Consider the following 17,600-nt stretch of genomic DNA (forward strand, 5'->3'; position numbering starts at 1 on the left):
CCGATATCGACTTTCATGGAGGAATGAGATGGAACGTATTTCGAAGGACATGAAAGAAGCGCTGCTGTATGAAAAGATTGGCGACGGCAGGGTGCAGTGCGGCCTCTGCAGCCACCGCTGCCAAATTGCCCCCGAAAAAAGAGGGATCTGCGCCGTCAGGGAAAACCGCAACGGCACGCTCTACAGCCTCGTCTACGGCAGGATCATCGCCAGGAACGTCGATCCCATTGAGAAAAAACCCCTTTTTCATTTTCAGCCGGGGTCCCGATCCTACTCCATCGCCACGGTCGGCTGCAATTTCCGCTGCCTGCACTGTCAGAACAGTGAAATTTCACAATATCCCAAGGAATATCCGGGCATCCCCGGAGAAGCCGCCTCTCCCGAAACGATCGTGAGCGAAGCGGAAAGAACGGGGTGCGCCAGCATTTCCTATACCTATACCGAGCCCACAATCTTTTTCGAGTTTGCCTACGATTGCGCGAGGCTGGCAAGGGAAAGGGGAATGAAAAACGTCTTCGTGAGCAATGGGTACATGACACCGGAAGCGACCCGGCTGATCGCCCCCTGTCTCGACGGCATCAACATCGACCTGAAGGGGGATGATGCCTTCTATAAAAAGGTCTGTGGCGCCAGGCAGCAGCCCGTTCTGGACACGATCAAGCTCATGAGGGAACTGGGCGTCTGGGTGGAAATAACAACGCTTCTCATCCCGACGCATAATGACTCCGAGGATTTCTTGACTAAGACCGCCGAGTTCATCCGATCCGTCGATGAGGCCATTCCGTGGCATGTGACCCAGTTCTACCCGACATATAAGCTTCTGGATCAGCCCCGCACCCCGGTTAAAACCTTGAGAAGGGCGCGGGAAATCGGGCTGGCGGCCGGGTTGAAATATGTTTACGAAGGGAACATCCCCGGTGAAGGGGGTGAAAACACCTATTGCCCTTCCTGCGGGGAGCTGCTGATCGAAAGGGTCGGCTTTTCTCTAGGTCCCATCAGGATGAAAAACGCCAGCTGCACAAATTGCGCGGCGGCGATCGACGGCGTTGGGATGCCATAATGGCGCGGCCATGGGAAAAAACCTTTAGGTTCTCAACGAGAAGCAAGGAGGGAGACGATGATTATTCCACTACAGATTACAGGGCACGGCGTTGATCTCAGTGAAGAGGTGAGGAATGAAATCACCGATCGGGCGAACAAGCTTGACAAGTTCTATGACCGGATCATGCGCTGCAAGGTCGTCGTTGATGAGCCGAAAAAGCATCCCCATTCGGGGAGGCTGTACAGCGTACACATCATCATGACCGTCCCCGGCGGGGAAATCGTGACCAGGCGGGAGCAGAATGAGGATCTCCTTGTGGCCATGCGGGATTCATTTGCCGCGGCGCAGCGGAAGCTCGAGGATTTTTCCCGCGAACAGCGCGGTGACGTCAAGATCCATGAAAAGCAGCAGCGGGGGCGTATCGGCATCCTTTTTCCCGATCAGGGATATGGATTCCTCGTCTCTCCGGAGGGCTATGATGTCTATTTTCACAAAAACAGCGTGGTGAACAGGGATTTTGAAAAGTTGTCCCTGGGGATGGAAGTCACGTTTGCCGAGGAGATGGGGGACAAGGGCCCCCAGGCAAGCTCCGTAATCGTTCTGTAGGTGAACGTTATGCAGGAATGGAACGCCGTCGTCACCGTCTATGAAAACGGCTGGAAAACCGGGGCGCATCGCCTTTGACGGTCCGGATGCCGTTGTCGTTGTTGAAACCGTCGGCTCATGGGCAGGTCTTTCGCTCTGGAAACAGGAAGACCTGCACACCTACCCCTTTCTCCGGGAGGATTGATTCCCTTGGGAAATCTGAGGGGCACCTTAACAGACAGGATACTTCCCGGCGCTCAATTCCTCGCAGAACCGGTTGATTTCCGAAAATTCCGTTTCAAAAATGTCTTTGGTCCTGCTGGCGACGTCCCCGATTGTCCGCCCCCGTTCAAGGAGAATCTGGGCGGTTGCCATCTGCGGACGGTCCACGGGCGCTCCGATCCGGCTTAACAGCAGAACGTAGACTTCCTTAATCCCATCGATGTTCTCGTATATTTCCCTTGCGATCTTGTGGGACAGAACGTTATAGATCTTTCCCACATGGCTGACGGGATTTTTCCCCGCGGCAGCCTCGGTGCCCAGGGGCCTGCTCACGGAGATGAGCCCGTTCACCCTGTTCCCCCGGCCGACCTGCCCCGAATCCGCATCTTCAGCGGAGGTCCCGAGAAGGCTCAGATAAATTCCCCCGAGTCCCCGGCCCCGCTCATCAAGATTGTTGAAATGGACATCGATTCTTTTAAATCCGCCCGTCTCGCCGAGCATTTCCTTGATGCTCCGATGAATAATCCCCTTCCTCTCAAAATATTCCTCCTCCGACCGGATGTAAGGGGCAAGCAGCGGCATTGCCACGGTCAAGTCCAGGGAATCCCTGCTTCTCAAGCCCATCACCTTGATGTCTTCGCCTGTTTCAGGGTGCATGTTCTTGAACTCAGCCGAATTCAGCCGACCCTCGAGGGTGAGGACGACCTTCTCCGTAGGGCTTAACGGATAATATCCGACCGCGGCAGAGGTGTCGTTGGCCGCCATGACCCTGCCGGGGCGGGAAAAGATATCCGTGAGCTCCTCGGAACCGGGCAGAAGGACAACCCGGTATTCCAGGTGGGCGTCAGGATCCACGAACCTCATATGGCTCCGGATCCACTGTTTGGCGCTGTCAATGGCAATATCGACAACGGGGATTTCCCGGCCGGCGGCGCTGAGCGTCGCCCGGTCCCCGATGGTAAGCTCCATCGGCTTGATCACTCTTCCGCCGCCGAAGTTTTTTTCAACCCTCCCCGCAGACAGCAGCCCCTTGTCTATGTTGTGATGGAGCACCGTTCCGAAGGCTTTGATATACTCCCGGGACAGGGCGACTGAGATCGACTCCATGATGGAATCGCACATATAGTCGGGATGACCCTTGCCCTTGCGCTCCACGATTTCAACCATATGCTCCGTTGCAGATTTCCCCTTGAACGGCTCTACCAGTATCATGGCGGCACCCTCCTTTTTCTGATGTCAAATTCTAAATAAATCAAGCAGGATATTCAATTTAAAAATGGCATCGCTGAATCGTCGCGCATATCCGACGCTGCAATTTCCGTTCAGACCTTCGGCAATTACCTCGGCTTCAATCCCCGTTGCCAAGCAACGGACGGTTGCTCCTGGGAACAAAGGACATGTTCCGAGTCGTCCCACCCCTTTACCTGAAAAAGCTGAAAGCCATCTTCCGGCACAAGACGCTCAGTTTGCTTCTTTCCAAGGGCAAGATTCCCGAGGAGAGGGGCCGGTTGCTTTACTGATGGAAGTCTCTGGTTTAACGTGTTCTGCGGAAACCATATCTCTCCGAATGCCGATGCGGCCATTACCGCAACATCTTGCGGGAGAAGAGAAAAGAGGCGGGTGGCGGCAACGCTCCCCACGATCAGCTCCATTTATTGAGACTTCTGCATTGACACCATGACATCGTTCTTCCTATAATTCTCTCTTGGAAAAACAAGTTCGTATCAATCCATAAAGGGTATTTGAAAAGACCGATATCAGTCAGCCGGTTAAAGGTCATTCAAATTTGGACGGTCCATGCGATCTGGTCCGGAGCAGGCATTATGCTCATTGCTCTGGTTGTATGGCTTTTCTGGGACAGCCGCTGGATATTCTGGATATTCCCGCCATGATCGGCCCGCTACTCATAATGGCAGGCGTAATTGTCCCAAGTGTCTTTTCCAAGGTGATGTCCCGTTGATGAACCGTTCCTCCGGCAGATTCATTTCCACCGATCGCGCTTAAGACGCATGCTTTTTTAATCCTCAATGTCAGGACTTTCCCATGACGATTTTTTGGAAGATGTTTTGCCCGAATGTTTCGGTAGCAGACATTGAAAAGTAATCCTGGTCAAATCCATTATCCTCTTTCTATCCAAGTCCATGCTGCTGGAAGCATGGGAAATGGATCTCATGGCCCGAGATCCCTATTTTAACTTACAGAGAGAATCGCCGGTTCCTGCAGGCTCGTTTATGGTAATCCCAAATTGGCTTTGTTGCTTCAATGGGCAGCAATGAAGATTCAAACGTTAGAGCTGAAAAACCTTCGATTTGTTCATTCAACGATTGGGGCTCGAAGAAAGGGAAAAAGGATCGCCTGCCGTCCCGAAGGAAAAGGAGCTGTTCGTGGCTAAACTGGCAATGGAACTCAGGTATGCGGTACGCTTACTCGTGATCTTAAAGTATTTCGGTCAACTATGCCTCGTCCTTGCCGCACTGACACTGGTACCATTCTTGATCTCGGTAATCCTGGGCGACGTCCCCGTCAGCCGGCGTTACGGGATGGTCATCGCTGGGATCACAATTCTTGGATTCTCCCTGTCCAGGTTGCGGACTCCTTCCAAAATACAGGACAATGAGGGCATCGTGCTGGCTGCCCTCATCCTTGTATTCACCCCACTGGTGATGTCCTACCCGTTAATGGGTTCCGGACTGGGTTTCATTGACGCCCTCTTTGAAGCCATCTCCGGTGTGACAACCACGGGGCTGAGCATGTCGTCCGCGCTTTCGCATAAGCCGCCGACGTTTCTTTTTGCACGCGCATGGATGCAGTGGTATGGAGGGATGGGCATCGTCGTGCTATCCCTTGCACTGGTCATGCAACCGGGTTTGCATGCGAAATGGCTGGCGGTCAAGGACTCCAAAATTGATGATCTGGTTGGCGGCACAAGGGCGCACGCAAGGCGTGTCCTGAAAGTCTATGTCCTTTTGACTGTGCTCGGCATCATGGGTTCCCTGCTGGTGGGAATCGATTTTTTCGACGCAATGATGTACACTTTTTCCGCTGTCTCGACGGGTGGTTTTGCCCCCTATGATGACAGCCTCGCGACGTTGGATTGGCCGGTACAGGTATGGATTATGCTGACCTGCCTCGCCGGTGCGGTCCCTCTGATGTTTTACCACCGGATCTTATGGGAAAAGCGGTTCGCCGCCGCGGACTTGCTGCAACTCGGGGCCATTGTTGTCGCCGCTTTAGTCATCTCGCTGGCGATGGCCGCCTTGTGGCTGAGTTCCGGCATGGCCTGGCAACAAGTAATCCATCACGCGCCCCTGATCGCCTTCTCTGCCCAGTCGACCACGGGTTTTTCTTCAATACCGTGTGAGCAACTCGACGGAGGCTCGAAACTGGTCCTGATCCTCTCGATGATTGTCGGGGGTGGCACGGGATCTACGGCAGGCGGATTCAAGCTCCTGCGTTTCCTGATCGCGGTGGGCGTACTTCGCCTAATCATCCTGAAAACCTGTTTGCCGAAACACGCTGTTATCGAGCATCGAATGGCAGGGCACCGACTTCAGGAGGAAGAAATCCAGTCGGCCCTGCTGTTAATCATACTCTTTGTCTCCGTCACTGCGCTGTCCTGGCTGCCGTTTTTGATCATGGGATTCAATCCGCTCGACTCCTTGTTCGAGGTGGTATCGGCAATAGGAACGGTAGGTCTGTCCGTGGGTTTGACAACTTCAGAGCTTCCTGCTCTGCTCAAGGGAATTCTCTGTTTTGATATGCTGATGGGAAGACTCGAAATCCTTGCATGGCTGGTGATGCTTTATCCAGGCACTTGGTTTGGAAGGAGGATGAAGGAAACATGAGAATCGTTTTTATAGGAGCAGGGAAAGTAACCATAGGTACGGCCAGGGAACTGATTAAAAAGGGCCATGAAGTCGTCATCATCGATATCGATAAAGCCAGAATCAGGGACTTGTCCGAAGAGATGGACTGCAGCTTTCTACACGGCGACGGCAGCCAGCCGAACGTGCTGCACGAAGTCAATCCGGAACAGACTGACTTCCTGTTCTGCCTTACCGACAATGACCAGGTTAACGTCATTGCCAGTCTCGTCGGTCGGTCCCTCGGTTTCAAACGCGTCGTGACGAGTATCGGCGATCAGCAATTTGAAGGAATCTGCCACGAGCTGGGGCTGAATGATACGATCGTTCCATCCATCACCATCAGCCGTTACCTGGAGAATTTAGTGGAGGGCGGTGAAAACGTTGAACTTTCTACGGTCATCAAGGACGAGGCCAGATTCTTCACCTTTATGGTCAAAGAGGATGATCTTTTTACCGCCACGGATCTGAAATTGCCTGCTGAAGCCAAAGTGATCTGTTATTATCGAAGCGGAAAATTTTTACATGCCGATGACGAAACGATATTCAGGACCGGCGACGAGATTGTCATCCTGACACACAGCAAGAATCTGCCCCAATTAAAGGAGCACTGGCGTCAGAAGCCCCCGGCGGGAAATTCCACGGGATAGGGTTGATAAGGCAAATGCCGCCTTGAGACAGAGGCTGAAGACCATTGATCCCGCCTTTGAGGCCGTTGAAGCTGAGGAGCTTATCTTCTATCCTGCCGTCCATGGCGGGCTGAAGTAGAAGCTTAGGAGCAATATTCCATAATACAATCTGGCCGCAAAGGGATTATAAAAGCCCCGCCAATCCTGCCTTAGGTCTGAAAACCTCAGCGGCTCTCCCGCTTTACCTCCTTTGCAGGGTGCCGGCGGGCGCTGGCACGGAAGGTTCAAAGTTCTAAACGCGGAAGATACAACCCCTTGACCAGTTCGGTCATCAGCTCAAAATTGAGCGTGTCGATCATATCCGTCTCCTGATGACAATTTCTGTTACGGGTAAGGAATGCCGCTGGATTCTCTCTTCACTGAAAAACCGATCATCTCCAGGAAAACCATTCCCTCCGGTGAAACCTCCTGGTCCTTCATGTGCCTCGCATAGACCATGCATCCCATCTTCTTAGAGCCGAAGCAGGGAGTTTCTTTCTCACCTTCCCTTTCGGGAACGGATCTGACCTTTCGCGTCTATCCACTTCTTACTCACCGAATACTCTGCTGCAGATGAAGTCCATTGAAAGTAACCGGGAGCATCCCTCCGGATTTCCTTCTGGCCAGGTGAAGAACATTAAAGGCTGCCAATGCCTGAAATTTCAGACGATTGTTCGCACATCCCGCCGTCTCCCACAAATAAAGATAAAAAAGACATGCCTTTTCAGGAAATTCCACGTTAAAGACTGATATTTCAAAGACAATACATTGCATTGCCGACGGGTTTCTGATATCCCACAAAAGTGTCGTCGGTAACGTCTTTCAATCCACCTCTCAGGACAGAATCCCATGATCACCAAGGAACCCCGTCTTCGCGTCGGCCTTATGGAAGGAAAGTCGGAAATTTCCGGCTGTCTTCATGGGCATTTCCGCAGTCCCCAATATCCCCGGCAGCATTTTTCCGGGAATTTCACAATCCACAGCCTTGGAGGCGAGATTCTTTTCAATGCCGGCAAGGGTGGAGGGATGATCGCCCGTTCTTCTCTGAGCCTTCTCTGTGAAGATCAGGCCACCTTTTCGCTCCAGAACGTCACCATCGGCAATGCCTTTCACTGGCAAAGGCAGGAAGAGCAAACCTTTGCCGGAAATCTCCGGATCCTGGCCTCAGGTGACAATACCCTCACGGCCATCAATGACATCGCCCTGGAGGATTATCTTTCCAGCGTCATCTCCTCCGAAATGAGCGCCGCGGCACCCATGGCCCTGCTGGAAGCCCACGCGATCATCTCCCGGAGCTGGCTGGCCGTCATGCTGAAACGGGGGCAGCCCCCGACCGGGGCATCCGCCCCGGCTTCAGCCGGTGACGAACACATAATCTGGTACGGGCGGGAGGAACACCAGTTCTTCGACGTTTGCGCCGATGATCATTGTCAGCGGTATCAGGGACTGACCCGAAGCATCCCGGACCGCACGGAGGCCGCCGTGAACGCCACGCGGGGGGTATTTCTGGTTTACGGCGATGCCGTCTGCGACGCCCGCTATTCCAAATGCTGCGGCGGGCGGACGGAAACCTTCGAGAATACCTGGGAAGAGATTCCGCATCCTTACCTGTCCAGCGTTGCCGACAGCGCCGTTGACTACGGCCCGGTTCTCGACGAAGAGGCGGCACAGCGCTGGCTCTTCTCTTCTCCCGAAGCCTACTGCAATATCCGGGATGAAAAGCTCCTCGCGGAGATCCTGCCCTCGTTCGATCAGGAAACGAAGGACTTCTTCCGCTGGGAGGTCGCCTACGACCAGGAGGAACTTGGAGAGATCCTCAGGGAAAAATCGGGGATCGACTTCGGCCGGGTTCTGGAACTCATCCCCCTGGAACGTGGGCCGTCGGGACGGATCACCCGCCTGAAAATCGCAGGCACGAAGACCTCCATCGTGGTGGGTAAGGAGCTGGAAATCCGCAGGTGGCTCTCCCGCAGCCATCTCTACAGCAGCGCCTTCGTGGTGGAGGCCCAGCGGGATCCGTCGGGCACCGACTGCCGCTTTGTTCTCCACGGCGGCGGCTGGGGACACGGCGTCGGCCTCTGCCAGATCGGAGCCGCGGTCATGGCATCACGGGGCAGCTCAGCGGAAACCATCCTGAAGCACTATTTCCGGGGCGCTTCCCTGAAGAAGCTGTACTGAGGACGGGGAGGAATCGCCGTTCATGAGGATCTCCAACCGTGCCCGACCCGCCCGCCGCAACCCCTGGGCCTGGGTGCCGCCCCTCTACATGGCGGAAGGCATCCCCTACATCCTCGTCACAACGGTTTCGGTGATCCTCTACAAAAACCTCAACATTTCCAATACGGACATCGCCCTCTACACGAGCTGGCTCTACCTTCCCTGGGTGCTCAAGCCCCTGTGGAGCCCCCTGGTGGATATGATCCGGACCAAGAGGTTCTGGATCGTGCTCATGCAGCTCCTCGTAGGGGCGTCGCTGGCCTGCATCGCCCTGACCCTCCCGGCCTCCGCCTTTTTCCGCTATTCACTGGCCTTCTTCTGGATCATGGCCTTCAGCTCGGCCACCCACGACATCGCCGCGGACGGCTTCTACATGCTCGGGCTGGAGCAGTACCAGCAGGCGGCCTTTGTGGGTGTGCGCACCATTTTCTACCGCATCGCCGTCATCGCCGCCAAAGGCATCCTCGTCGTCTTTGCCGGCCATCTGCAATCCGGCGGCTTAAGCGTCACGACAGCCTGGTCGGTCACCTTTTTTCTGGGCGCAGCCATTTTCCTGGCTTTCGGGCTCTATTCCGCCTTCGTCCTCCCCTATCCGGCAACGGACCAGCCCGCGCCCAGAGCCTCGGCTTCTTCACACGTGGCGCAGGAGATCATGAATATTTTCGCCCTCTTTTTCCGCAGGAAGGAAATCGTTGTCATCGTTGCCTTTTTCCTTTTTTACCGGTTTGCCGAAGCACAACTGGTTAAAATGGTGGCCCCCTTCCTCCTGGACCCCCGAACAAAAGGGGGCCTTGGATTGACGACGGGCGAAGTGGGAATCGTCTACGGAACCATCGGTGCGGTAGCCCTGATGCTGGGCGGTCTCCTGGGGGGATATGTCATCTCCCGCCAGGGGTTGAAGTTCTGGCTGTGGCCCATGGCCCTCATCATGCATCTGCCCGTCCTGGTTTTCGTCTATCTCTCCCGGTCGCAGCCGGAAAATCTGCTGATCATCAACGCCTGCGTCGCCGTGGAGCAGTTCGGCTACGGGTTCGGCTTCACAGCCTATTCGCTCTTCATGATCATGGCCGCCGAAGGACCTTACAAGACGGTGCACTACGCCCTCGGCACGGGCATCATGGCCCTGGGAATGATGATTCCTGGGATGGCGAGCGGCTGGCTCCAGGAACAGCTCGGCTACTACCCCTTTTTCCTATGGATCGCCCTTTCGACGATCCCCGGCTTTATCGTCACGGCAATGGTGAAAATAGATCCGGCCTACGGGCGACGGACCTGATCCAGGGTGTGCGACGGACCGCAGGCAAACGGGAAAAACCTTTAAAGAAGAGACGCCATGAACGCATCGAATGAACCTTTCGTGAAAACGGCCTTTGTCCTTGGTGCAGGCCTGGGATTCCGCCTGCGCCCCCTGACGGAAAACTGCCCCAAGCCCCTGCTGCCCGTCCGGGGCCGCCCCCTGATCACTTATGCCCTGGATCACCTCCGCTCCGTCGGTATCCGCCGCTTCATCATCAACACCCACCACTGCGCCTGCCGCTATGCCGAGGCTTTTCCCGACGTTCAGTGGCGGGGGTTTCCTCTTTTCTTCCGCTATGAGCCCGTTCTCCTGGACACCGGCGGGGGGCTGAAGAACATCGAAGATCTCCTGTCGAGCGACGAGCGGGTCCTGGTCTACAATGGCGACATCCTGACGGATCTTCCCCTGGAGCGGCTGATCGCAGCCCACCGGACCCAGGGAAAGGAAATTACCCTGGCCCTGCGCAGCTCAGGAGAACCCGCCAATGTCTGCCTCAACGAGAGGGGTGAGATCTGCGATATGCGCTTTCTGCTGGGCAATCCCGGCATCCGGCGCTGCCTCTTTTCGGGTATTTACCTGGTAGAAACGGCCTTCCTCCGGAGGATGACGCCCGGCGAAAAGGTCTCCCTCGTTCCGGTTCTGGTCGACATGCTGCGCCGGCAGCCGGGTTCAGTGGGAAGCGTAATCCTTGACGAGGGCGTCTGGCATGATATAGGCTCCCTGGAGGCCTACGAAGCGGTCAACAGTTCCAAAAGCAGGGGCTAACATGCTCCAGGAAAGGATCCCGTGCAAACGCGGCGGGACAACGGCGGCAAGGACCCAGCCGGACCAGGCGGGAAAAAGGCCCTTCATGCAAGGAGACCCATGAATATCTCGGACACGAACAATCCCCCCGACCTTAACTCAAGGCTCATGGCCTTCGTCCGCCGGACCCTGGCTCTCCCGACGGAAACGCCCCTGACCCTCGTTCCGCTCACCAAGGGCGGCTCAGCCCGAACCTTTTACCGCGTTTCCGGCAGGGTAAAGATCCGCGCCAGGGGCATGCTGGAGAAGTCTTCGTTCATCGCCATGCATTACCAGCCGGAGCCCAGGGAGAACACCCTGTATGCCGGCATTGCCGATTTCCTGAAGGAGTTGGGAGTGGCCGCACCGGCCGTGCTGGCCCACGATCCGGAAGCATGCTTTGTGCTGACGGAAGATCTCGGAGATGAAGACCTGTGGAGCCATCGCCATGAAAACTGGCAGCGCCGGCGAACTTCGTACAAAGGCGTTCTTGAGCATGCCCATCGCCTTCACCGGTATGTTCAGGACGGCGAGGAGATCCCCCTCCCCCCCCTGATGGAGGGGTATGACGCAGCGCTGTACAAGTGGGAGCGGGACTATTTCCGCCGGGAGTTTGTGGAGGGCGTCTGCAGAGTGTCCCTCCTGCCCGTCGACGGAAAAGCCCTTGAAGAGGAGGGAACGGCTCTCGCCGAGCGGCTTCTGGAATCGGAAACGGGCCTTATTCACCGCGATCTGCAGTCGCAGAATATCATGATCCGTGACGGGGCGCCCGTTCTGATCGATTTTCAGGGGATGAGGACCGGATCCCCCTTCTACGATCTGGGCTCCCTTCTCTACGACCCTTATGTCTCCCTGCGTGCTGAGGAACGCCTGGAGCTCCTCGACTTTTACTATCGGCTTTCCCCCCGGAAACTGGATTGGCCAACGTTCATAACACGCTTTCATGAAGGGTCGGCTCAGCGCCTCATGCAGGCCCTGGGGGCCTACGGTTTTCTGGGCCACCGGAATGGCCGGGCGGATTTCCGCGCTCACATTCCCACCGGCCTCCGCCATCTGGCCATTGTCACCTCCTGCGTTTCGTCCCTGCCTTGCCTGCGGGCCCTGGCCGCCCGCTGTCTCGATGCCCTGAGCCTGGATCGGTGACGAGGCTTCGCATCCCCCTGTCCTGTCCAGCGGCGAAAGCCGGCAAATAAATCCGGTTTGCCCGCTTGCCTTTCCAGGCGCTTATGTCTATATTTTTCCAGAAGAGGCGTTCCGGATCACAACGATTAAGGAAGGAAGCGTTATGGAGCCGAAAGAGGGCTATCTCAAAGAGGAAGTGAGCCGCTTCTGCAGGGAACGGGGTGCGGATCTTGTGGGATTTGCTCCTACCGAACGCTGGGAGGAATACGCCGAGGTCCCCCCCGGATTCCGTCCGTCGGCGCTCTGGCCTTTTGCGCGCACGGTCATCGTCGTGGGGATGCCGATGCTGCTGCCGATCGTGGAAACAACGCCTTCCGTGCTTCACAAGGAGCTCTATTCGGTCGTGAACGGCAAGCTCGATACCCTGGCCTACGAGCTGGCCATCTTCCTCAACGACAGGGGATACGCCTCGTCATTTTTCGGCCGTGATGTCTACGCCAACTTGAAGGCCCTTCGGGATTCGCCGTTTGCCGCCTTCAGCCACGTCATGGCGGCGAAATATGCGGGGCTGGGTACAATCGGCGTCAGCCACTGCCTGCTGACCAGGCCCTATGGCCCGCGGGTGCGTTTCGTCTCGGTCCTGACCGCGGCCGATCTGCCCGCAGATCCGGTGCAGAAGCAAGAGCTCTGCATCCGGTGCGGGGCCTGCGCCACATGCTGCCCGAAGCAGGCCCTTGTCATGCGTCAGGATCAGGTCATCGGGGACTACGATAAAATCGCCTGCCTGGAAATGCACGAGGAGCTGGTCCGGCGGCGGTGTTACCCCTGCGGGATCTGCACCAAGGTATGTCCCGTCGGCGAGGATCGGCGGCTTTATTCAGAAAAGGGCATTCAGCGCAAATACCTGAGGGAAGCCAAGGCGATGGCAGCTGATCCCCACGATCCCACCTACGCCTCCTGGACCCACATCCGCAGGTGGGGCGGCCTTCCGGAAACCCCGCCAGAAGCGGAGGGAAAGAAGGGCAATCCCCCCAACAGGGTTCGCCAGGAAAACGATTAAAAGGAGTACAAGCGATGGATCTGAACGAATTTGTGAAGTCCCTGACCGCGCTGTTGAAGGAAAAGCCCCCGCAGGCTGAAATCATCCGCCAGGGGCGCACCCTGCTTTCCAGCCTGACAGCCTCCACCGACTGGTTTCAGGAGAGTCTGGCCCGCCTTCTCCTGGATCAAACGTGGCGGGCAGGCCAGCGACACACCATCTGGCCCAACGAGATCAGTCTCGCCTGGGACACCGATCCGGAATTTTCCGTACTGGCCTACATCTGGGAGCCGGACATGGTGGATGTCGTTCATGATCACGGATCCTGGGGAGTGCTGGCCTGCCTGGTCGGAATCATCGATGAAATCAAATATTCGCGCCTTGACGACGGAAGCCGGGAGGGATTCGCCGAACTTTCCCCCCATTCCCCACTCACAATGAATCCCGGAGAGACGACCTTCATCCTCCCGCTGGATCAGGGCATTCACCGCCTCGGGAACGCGGCCCGCGGGCACAGTGTTTCAGTCCACGTATACGGCCAGCCGGTGCGCCGGGGATACATCCGCACGTTTTATCCAGAAGAAAAACGGGTGTCCGTGGCCTACCCGCCCCCGACATACAAGGCGGCGCTGGCCATCCGCCTGCTGGCGGAAATCGGTCGGCCGTGGTCGCAGAATCTGATCTCCGCCGCTCTCCGGGAAAGCGTGCCGGATTTTCTGAAAGCGGAATGTGAACAGGCCCTCTCCCGAAGCAAGGAGAAAAAGGAACCGGGTCAAGAATAGCTCAACACTCAGGAGGGCAAATGAAAGCGCTCATCTTAAACGGAAGTGCCAGAGGCGGGAAAGGCGTGACGGGGAAGATGGTGAATGCCCTCATCCGGGGGCTTGCAAAGGGAAAGGCAGAGTCAACGACCTTCGAAATCCGCAGGATGTCCATATCGCCCTGCACCGGATGCCTGTCGTGCATGCACAAGAACCCGGGCATCTGCGCTGTTCGGGATGACATGGAGCCGATCTACCAGGCCCTCAAGGCTTCAGATCTGCTGGTTCTGGCGACGCCCCTGTACGTGGACACGATGTCCGCCCAGTTGAAGACGGTGATGGACCGCTGCCTGGCCTGTCTTCAGCCATTTTTGATCAGGGACGACACCGGGCGGGTGCGCCATCCCTACACCTGGCGCATGCCGGCAAAATTTCTGCTGCTGTCCACTTCCGCCTTCCCGGAGCCGGAAGTCTTCGCCGCCCTTCTTGCCACCTTCCACGCGCAGGCGGCCAATTTCGGTTCAAAGGCGGCAGGAGCAATCTGTATCCCCGGATCCATCGCCCTTCAGGTGGAACCGGTATTGCTGGACCGCCACCTGTACCTCCTGGAAGAGGCGGGAAAAATCCTGGCTGAAACGGGGAGCATCCCCGGAACCCTCTTACAGGAACTCAACACCCCCCCGGTCGATGTGGACCGCTATCTCCAGGTAGCGGCCAGATATGAGGACTGGTGCCGGGAGCAGCTGAACAAAGCGAGGCGAAGTCGAGAAGACGCATCCATTTGATGAGCCGTCGGGAAAGAGAATCACCGGAACGGATGCGGCATCTCAAGGAGAACCGATCGCCCGGAATGGCGGCTTCGCTCTTTCTTCCCATCCAGGGGCTACTCGCAGGCCGCCTGAGCGGGGGGAAAGATCCGTCCCGTTTCGCTCAGCGGTGCCAGAAGCTTTGTACGGATGATGTCCTTCATCCGGCTCTTGACCTTGACCCTGCTTTTGGGATTGAAGGAAAACGTCATGTTCTTGAGTGCGTTGACCATCGTGGACCGCCCCCTGACTTCCACCTCCACCTCCGGCTTTCGAAAAATGGAAAACATGACCCCGGGTATCGATTCAAGCAGCAGCCGGGAATCGAGGAGCAATTCAAAGTTTTCATTGCCCCTGATGTCCACCGCCCCCTGTACACGGGAAGCCCCCAGGGGCTGACCGTCGATGTAGGTGCTGAAGGTGATGTTTTCCAGCGAGCAGCCGAAGGGGTTGGGATTGTGGAACAGGGTCCGGACCCGGATGGTGAGATCGTCTTGATTGATATCCAGGAGTTCGACATTCGAGATCTTGACAAATTCCGGCTTCTGGATCACCCGTCCGGGAGAACAGGCGATTACCCCCCAGAAAACGAGTCCGGACATAAGGAGCAGCCCCATTCGTTTCATGTTATCCTGATTCCATTTCCAGGTTGACTGCCCTTCCCTAACCGGTCCCGCCACCGGGCGTCACGATGGCAGGCGTTCCCTCCCCGATCTTCCCGGCAGAACAGGAAACACATCCATTGTCCGGACAGAATCGCGCGGTGCGGCCCTTTTCATTTCATCGACGGGAGAGGGGCCGCACCGTTGTGACGGAGCATCGGGAGGCGGGTGACATACGGGTTAAAGATGGATCACGGCGTCCACAACCACACAGCCCGACACGGTCGCCAGGACGGGATTGAGATCCATCTCCGCAATGGCGGGCAGGTCCGTCACCAGCTGGGATACCCGCTGAATGATTTCGATGACGGCCTCACGGTTGACGGCCTTCTCCCCCCTCACCTCTCCGAGCAGGGAAGCCGCCTTGAGAGAGGAGAGCATGACCTCCGCCTCGGCCGCTGTCACCGGCGCCAGCTTGAAATTGATGTCCTTGAAAATGTCCACATAGACGCCACCCAGTCCGGCCATGACCAGATGGCCCGCGTCGTCGTCCGCCTTGGCGCCGACAATGATTTCCCTGCCGCCGGGTAGATACTTCTGGACGAGGAATTTGAGATCCTGGCCGGATAGAGTTACCGCCATCCTCCTTGCCTCTTCCCGGACCGCCTGTTCATCGGCCAGGTTGAGGATAACACCGCCCAGGTCGGTTTTGTGGGTAATCGTCGGGGTGTCCGCCTTCAGAGCTACGGGAAAGCCGATTTGGGCGGCATGCCGGGCGGCTTCGTCCGGGCTGGCCGCGGTCCTCCATGGGGCAACGGGGATGCCGTAGGCGGAAAGAACACCGTAAACCTCATCGGCGCAAAGCAGCTTCCGCCCCGAGGTGGCGACGCCGGCAAGGATCGCTTCCGCCTTCCGTCGGTCCACATCGGCAAAGGTCTTCACCGCGCTTTCTTCCCGGCGGCGGATCTGCCCGTATTTCGTCAGCGCGGCCAACGCTTTTCCACAGGTGCTTGGAAAATCGTAGCAGACGACCTCACCCTCGGACAGAATGCGGAGCGTCTCCTGCCACTGCCCCTTGTCGGTCATGAAGTTGCAGATGATGGGCTTCCGTTTCTGCCGGTTGACTTCCGCGATCTCCAAGGCGATTTCATTGGTGTTGACAAAGGGTGGCGTTACGAAGTGGATGAGGATGCTGTCGATTCCGTCGTCCTCCATCATGGCGTCCAGGGTGATCCGGAAATGCTTCCCCGTGCCCGTGGCGAGAACGTCCACAGGATTGTTGATCGCAGCCTCGGGAAAGAGGGATTCCTTGAGAATCGCCTGTGTCTTCTCCGACAGGGGCGGGATGGTCAGGCCGTTCTGAACCAGCACATCAGTGGCGATCACAGCAGGGCCGCCGGTATTGCAGATCATGCCCACCCGGCCGCCCCGCGGCACCGGCTGGGACGCAAAGACGGCGGCGGCCTGGCAGAGCTTCTCCTCGTCGTCAAAAACGATCATGCCCGCCTTTTCAAAAATGAGATCGGCGCTGAGGTCCTCCTTGGCAAGACCACCCGTGTGCGAAGCGGCCGCCTTGGCCCCCTCCATCGTCCGGCCTGCCTTCATGACCAGGATCGGCTTCTTGGCGGCCACTTTCTGCGCCACCCTCAGAAACTCTTTCGGGTCCCGGATTCCTTCCACATAGAGGAGAATGACCCGGGTTTTGTCGTCATTGCCATAGTACTCAAGAAGTTCTGGAATGGAAATGTCGCAGGCGTTTCCATTGGTTGCATACAGCCGGGTGCCGATCCCCATGTCGAAAATGGCCTGGTGAAGCAGTGAGGCGATCCCGCCGCTCAGGCTGAGAATCGAAACATGCCCCGGCTTCGGAAAGGTGAAGGTGAAATTGCAGTAGGCCTTCATGGCCGGATCCGTATTGATAACCCCCTGACAGTTGGGCCCGAAGATCCGGATCCCGTATTTTTTCGCCCGGGCCATGCAGTCCGCCTCGATGGCTGCACCGACGGGGCCGATCTCTGAAAACCCGCCGCCATTCATAATCAGGTATTTAACGTTCTTCCTTCCGCAATCATCGATTGCCTGAGGTACATGGCGAGCGGCGATGGCCACATGAACCACATCGACATCGGTGGGAACATCCAGGATGGAGGCGTAGGTCTTCTGACCGTAAAGGGCGTCCACTTTCGCATTGATGGGATAGATGGCCCCCGTGTAGCCGTATTCCACAAGGTTTTTTACGACGCGATTTCCGATGTTGAATTCTCTTTCTGAAGCGCCCAGTACAGCAACCGATTTTGGATTGAACAATGCATCGAACATCTCTTTCCTCCCTTTAACCTCCTGCGATTCCCGTTCTTTTTTTTTGCTTCTTCTCCAGCGGGCCCCCGTCTCCGCTCCACAGGCAGCGACATGCCGCAGGGGCTCGCTTCCATCAGCCCTTACCTGCAGGCGGCAACCCTCAACCCCGATTTTTCCCCAAAAAAAAACCGCGGGTTTTTCTGCCCGCGGCTTCTTAGTCGGTCTCTTAACCAATCAGCTCGGGGACAAAATATGCCCGCCGCTAAAGCTGAAGCTGAAGGTAAAAAAACAGATG

Annotated in this window: 16 protein-coding genes; 13 read left to right on the forward strand and 3 right to left on the reverse strand. The window is 56.8% G+C overall.

All coding sequences use genetic code 11. The annotated features are described in order from the left end of the window. Positions 1-49: 49 nt before the first annotated feature. From amrS to AB3175_RS05175, 3 genes are read left to right on the forward strand one after another with little or no spacing between them, the layout of a single operon-like run. The gene (gene amrS / locus AB3175_RS05165; protein ID WP_367359970.1) at positions 50-1,060 is read left to right on the forward strand and encodes an AmmeMemoRadiSam system radical SAM enzyme; all 1,011 of its coding nucleotides are present in this window, start codon (positions 50-52) and stop codon (positions 1,058-1,060) included. Between the two features lie 57 nt (positions 1,061-1,117). After that, positions 1,118-1,648 (forward strand): HPF/RaiA family ribosome-associated protein, encoded by a 531-nt coding sequence (locus AB3175_RS05170; protein ID WP_367359880.1) that lies wholly within the window; start codon positions 1,118-1,120, stop codon positions 1,646-1,648. Positions 1,649-1,688: 40 nt separating this feature from the next. Beyond that, on the forward strand, positions 1,689-1,832 hold the full coding sequence (locus tag AB3175_RS05175; RefSeq protein WP_367359881.1) for a hypothetical protein: 144 nt from the start codon (positions 1,689-1,691) through the stop codon (positions 1,830-1,832). Between the two features lie 26 nt (positions 1,833-1,858). Here the strand turns inward: AB3175_RS05175 and AB3175_RS05180 are convergent, their stop codons facing one another. After that, positions 1,859-3,061 carry a methionine adenosyltransferase gene (locus AB3175_RS05180; protein WP_367359882.1) on the reverse strand — a complete coding sequence of 401 codons (1,203 nt, stop codon included), beginning with the start codon at positions 3,059-3,061 and terminating at the stop codon, positions 1,859-1,861. Positions 3,062-3,246: 185 nt separating this feature from the next. Here AB3175_RS05180 and AB3175_RS05185 point away from each other — a divergent pair, with 185 nt between their 5' ends. The 10 genes from AB3175_RS05185 (at position 3,247) to AB3175_RS05230 (ending at position 14,384) form a co-directional block, all read left to right on the forward strand. After that, positions 3,247-3,369, forward strand: a complete 123-nt coding sequence (locus AB3175_RS05185) for a hypothetical protein (RefSeq protein ID WP_367359883.1) — start codon at positions 3,247-3,249, stop codon at positions 3,367-3,369. An 864-nt stretch (positions 3,370-4,233) separates the two neighbouring features. Then, on the forward strand, positions 4,234-5,694 hold the full coding sequence (locus AB3175_RS05190) for a TrkH family potassium uptake protein (protein WP_367359884.1): 1,461 nt from the start codon (positions 4,234-4,236) through the stop codon (positions 5,692-5,694). Further along, positions 5,691-6,362: a TrkA family potassium uptake protein gene (locus AB3175_RS05195; RefSeq protein ID WP_367359885.1), complete on the forward strand. Its 672-nt coding sequence runs from the start codon at positions 5,691-5,693 to the stop codon at positions 6,360-6,362. Before AB3175_RS05190 ends, AB3175_RS05195 begins: the two co-directional genes overlap by 4 nt. Before the next feature lie 867 nt (positions 6,363-7,229). After that, positions 7,230-8,558 (forward strand): SpoIID/LytB domain-containing protein, encoded by a 1,329-nt coding sequence (locus AB3175_RS05200; protein WP_367359886.1) that lies wholly within the window; start codon positions 7,230-7,232, stop codon positions 8,556-8,558. 22 nt (positions 8,559-8,580) lie between these two features. Beyond that, entirely contained in the window at positions 8,581-9,873 is a 1,293-nt protein-coding gene (locus AB3175_RS05205; protein WP_367359887.1) for an AmpG family muropeptide MFS transporter, read from the forward strand. A 57-nt stretch (positions 9,874-9,930) separates the two neighbouring features. Beyond that, positions 9,931-10,659: a nucleotidyltransferase family protein gene (locus AB3175_RS05210; RefSeq protein WP_367359888.1), complete on the forward strand. Its 729-nt coding sequence runs from the start codon at positions 9,931-9,933 to the stop codon at positions 10,657-10,659. A gap of 99 nt (positions 10,660-10,758) precedes the next feature. Next, a complete protein-coding gene (locus tag AB3175_RS05215) occupies positions 10,759-11,820 on the forward strand; it encodes an aminoglycoside phosphotransferase family protein (RefSeq protein ID WP_367359889.1) in 1,062 nt (353 codons plus the stop codon). 142 nt (positions 11,821-11,962) lie between these two features. Continuing rightward, on the forward strand, positions 11,963-12,859 hold the full coding sequence (locus AB3175_RS05220) for an epoxyqueuosine reductase (RefSeq protein ID WP_367359890.1): 897 nt from the start codon (positions 11,963-11,965) through the stop codon (positions 12,857-12,859). A gap of 14 nt (positions 12,860-12,873) precedes the next feature. Further along, positions 12,874-13,620, forward strand: a complete 747-nt coding sequence (locus AB3175_RS05225; protein ID WP_367359891.1) for a hypothetical protein — start codon at positions 12,874-12,876, stop codon at positions 13,618-13,620. A 20-nt stretch (positions 13,621-13,640) separates the two neighbouring features. Beyond that, positions 13,641-14,384 (forward strand): flavodoxin family protein, encoded by a 744-nt coding sequence (locus AB3175_RS05230; protein WP_367359892.1) that lies wholly within the window; start codon positions 13,641-13,643, stop codon positions 14,382-14,384. Between the two features lie 98 nt (positions 14,385-14,482). Here the strand turns inward: AB3175_RS05230 and AB3175_RS05235 are convergent, their stop codons facing one another. Continuing rightward, positions 14,483-15,031 carry an LEA type 2 family protein gene (locus tag AB3175_RS05235; protein WP_367359893.1) on the reverse strand — a complete coding sequence of 183 codons (549 nt, stop codon included), beginning with the start codon at positions 15,029-15,031 and terminating at the stop codon, positions 14,483-14,485. 216 nt (positions 15,032-15,247) lie between these two features. Continuing rightward, on the reverse strand, positions 15,248-17,326 hold the full coding sequence (locus AB3175_RS05240; protein ID WP_367359894.1) for an acetate--CoA ligase family protein: 2,079 nt from the start codon (positions 17,324-17,326) through the stop codon (positions 15,248-15,250). Between the last annotated feature and the right edge of the window lie 274 nt (positions 17,327-17,600).

It is taken from the genome of Syntrophus sp. (in: bacteria) (genome assembly GCF_040768185.1).
Lineage (GTDB): Bacteria > Desulfobacterota > Syntrophia > Syntrophales > Syntrophaceae > Syntrophus > Syntrophus buswellii.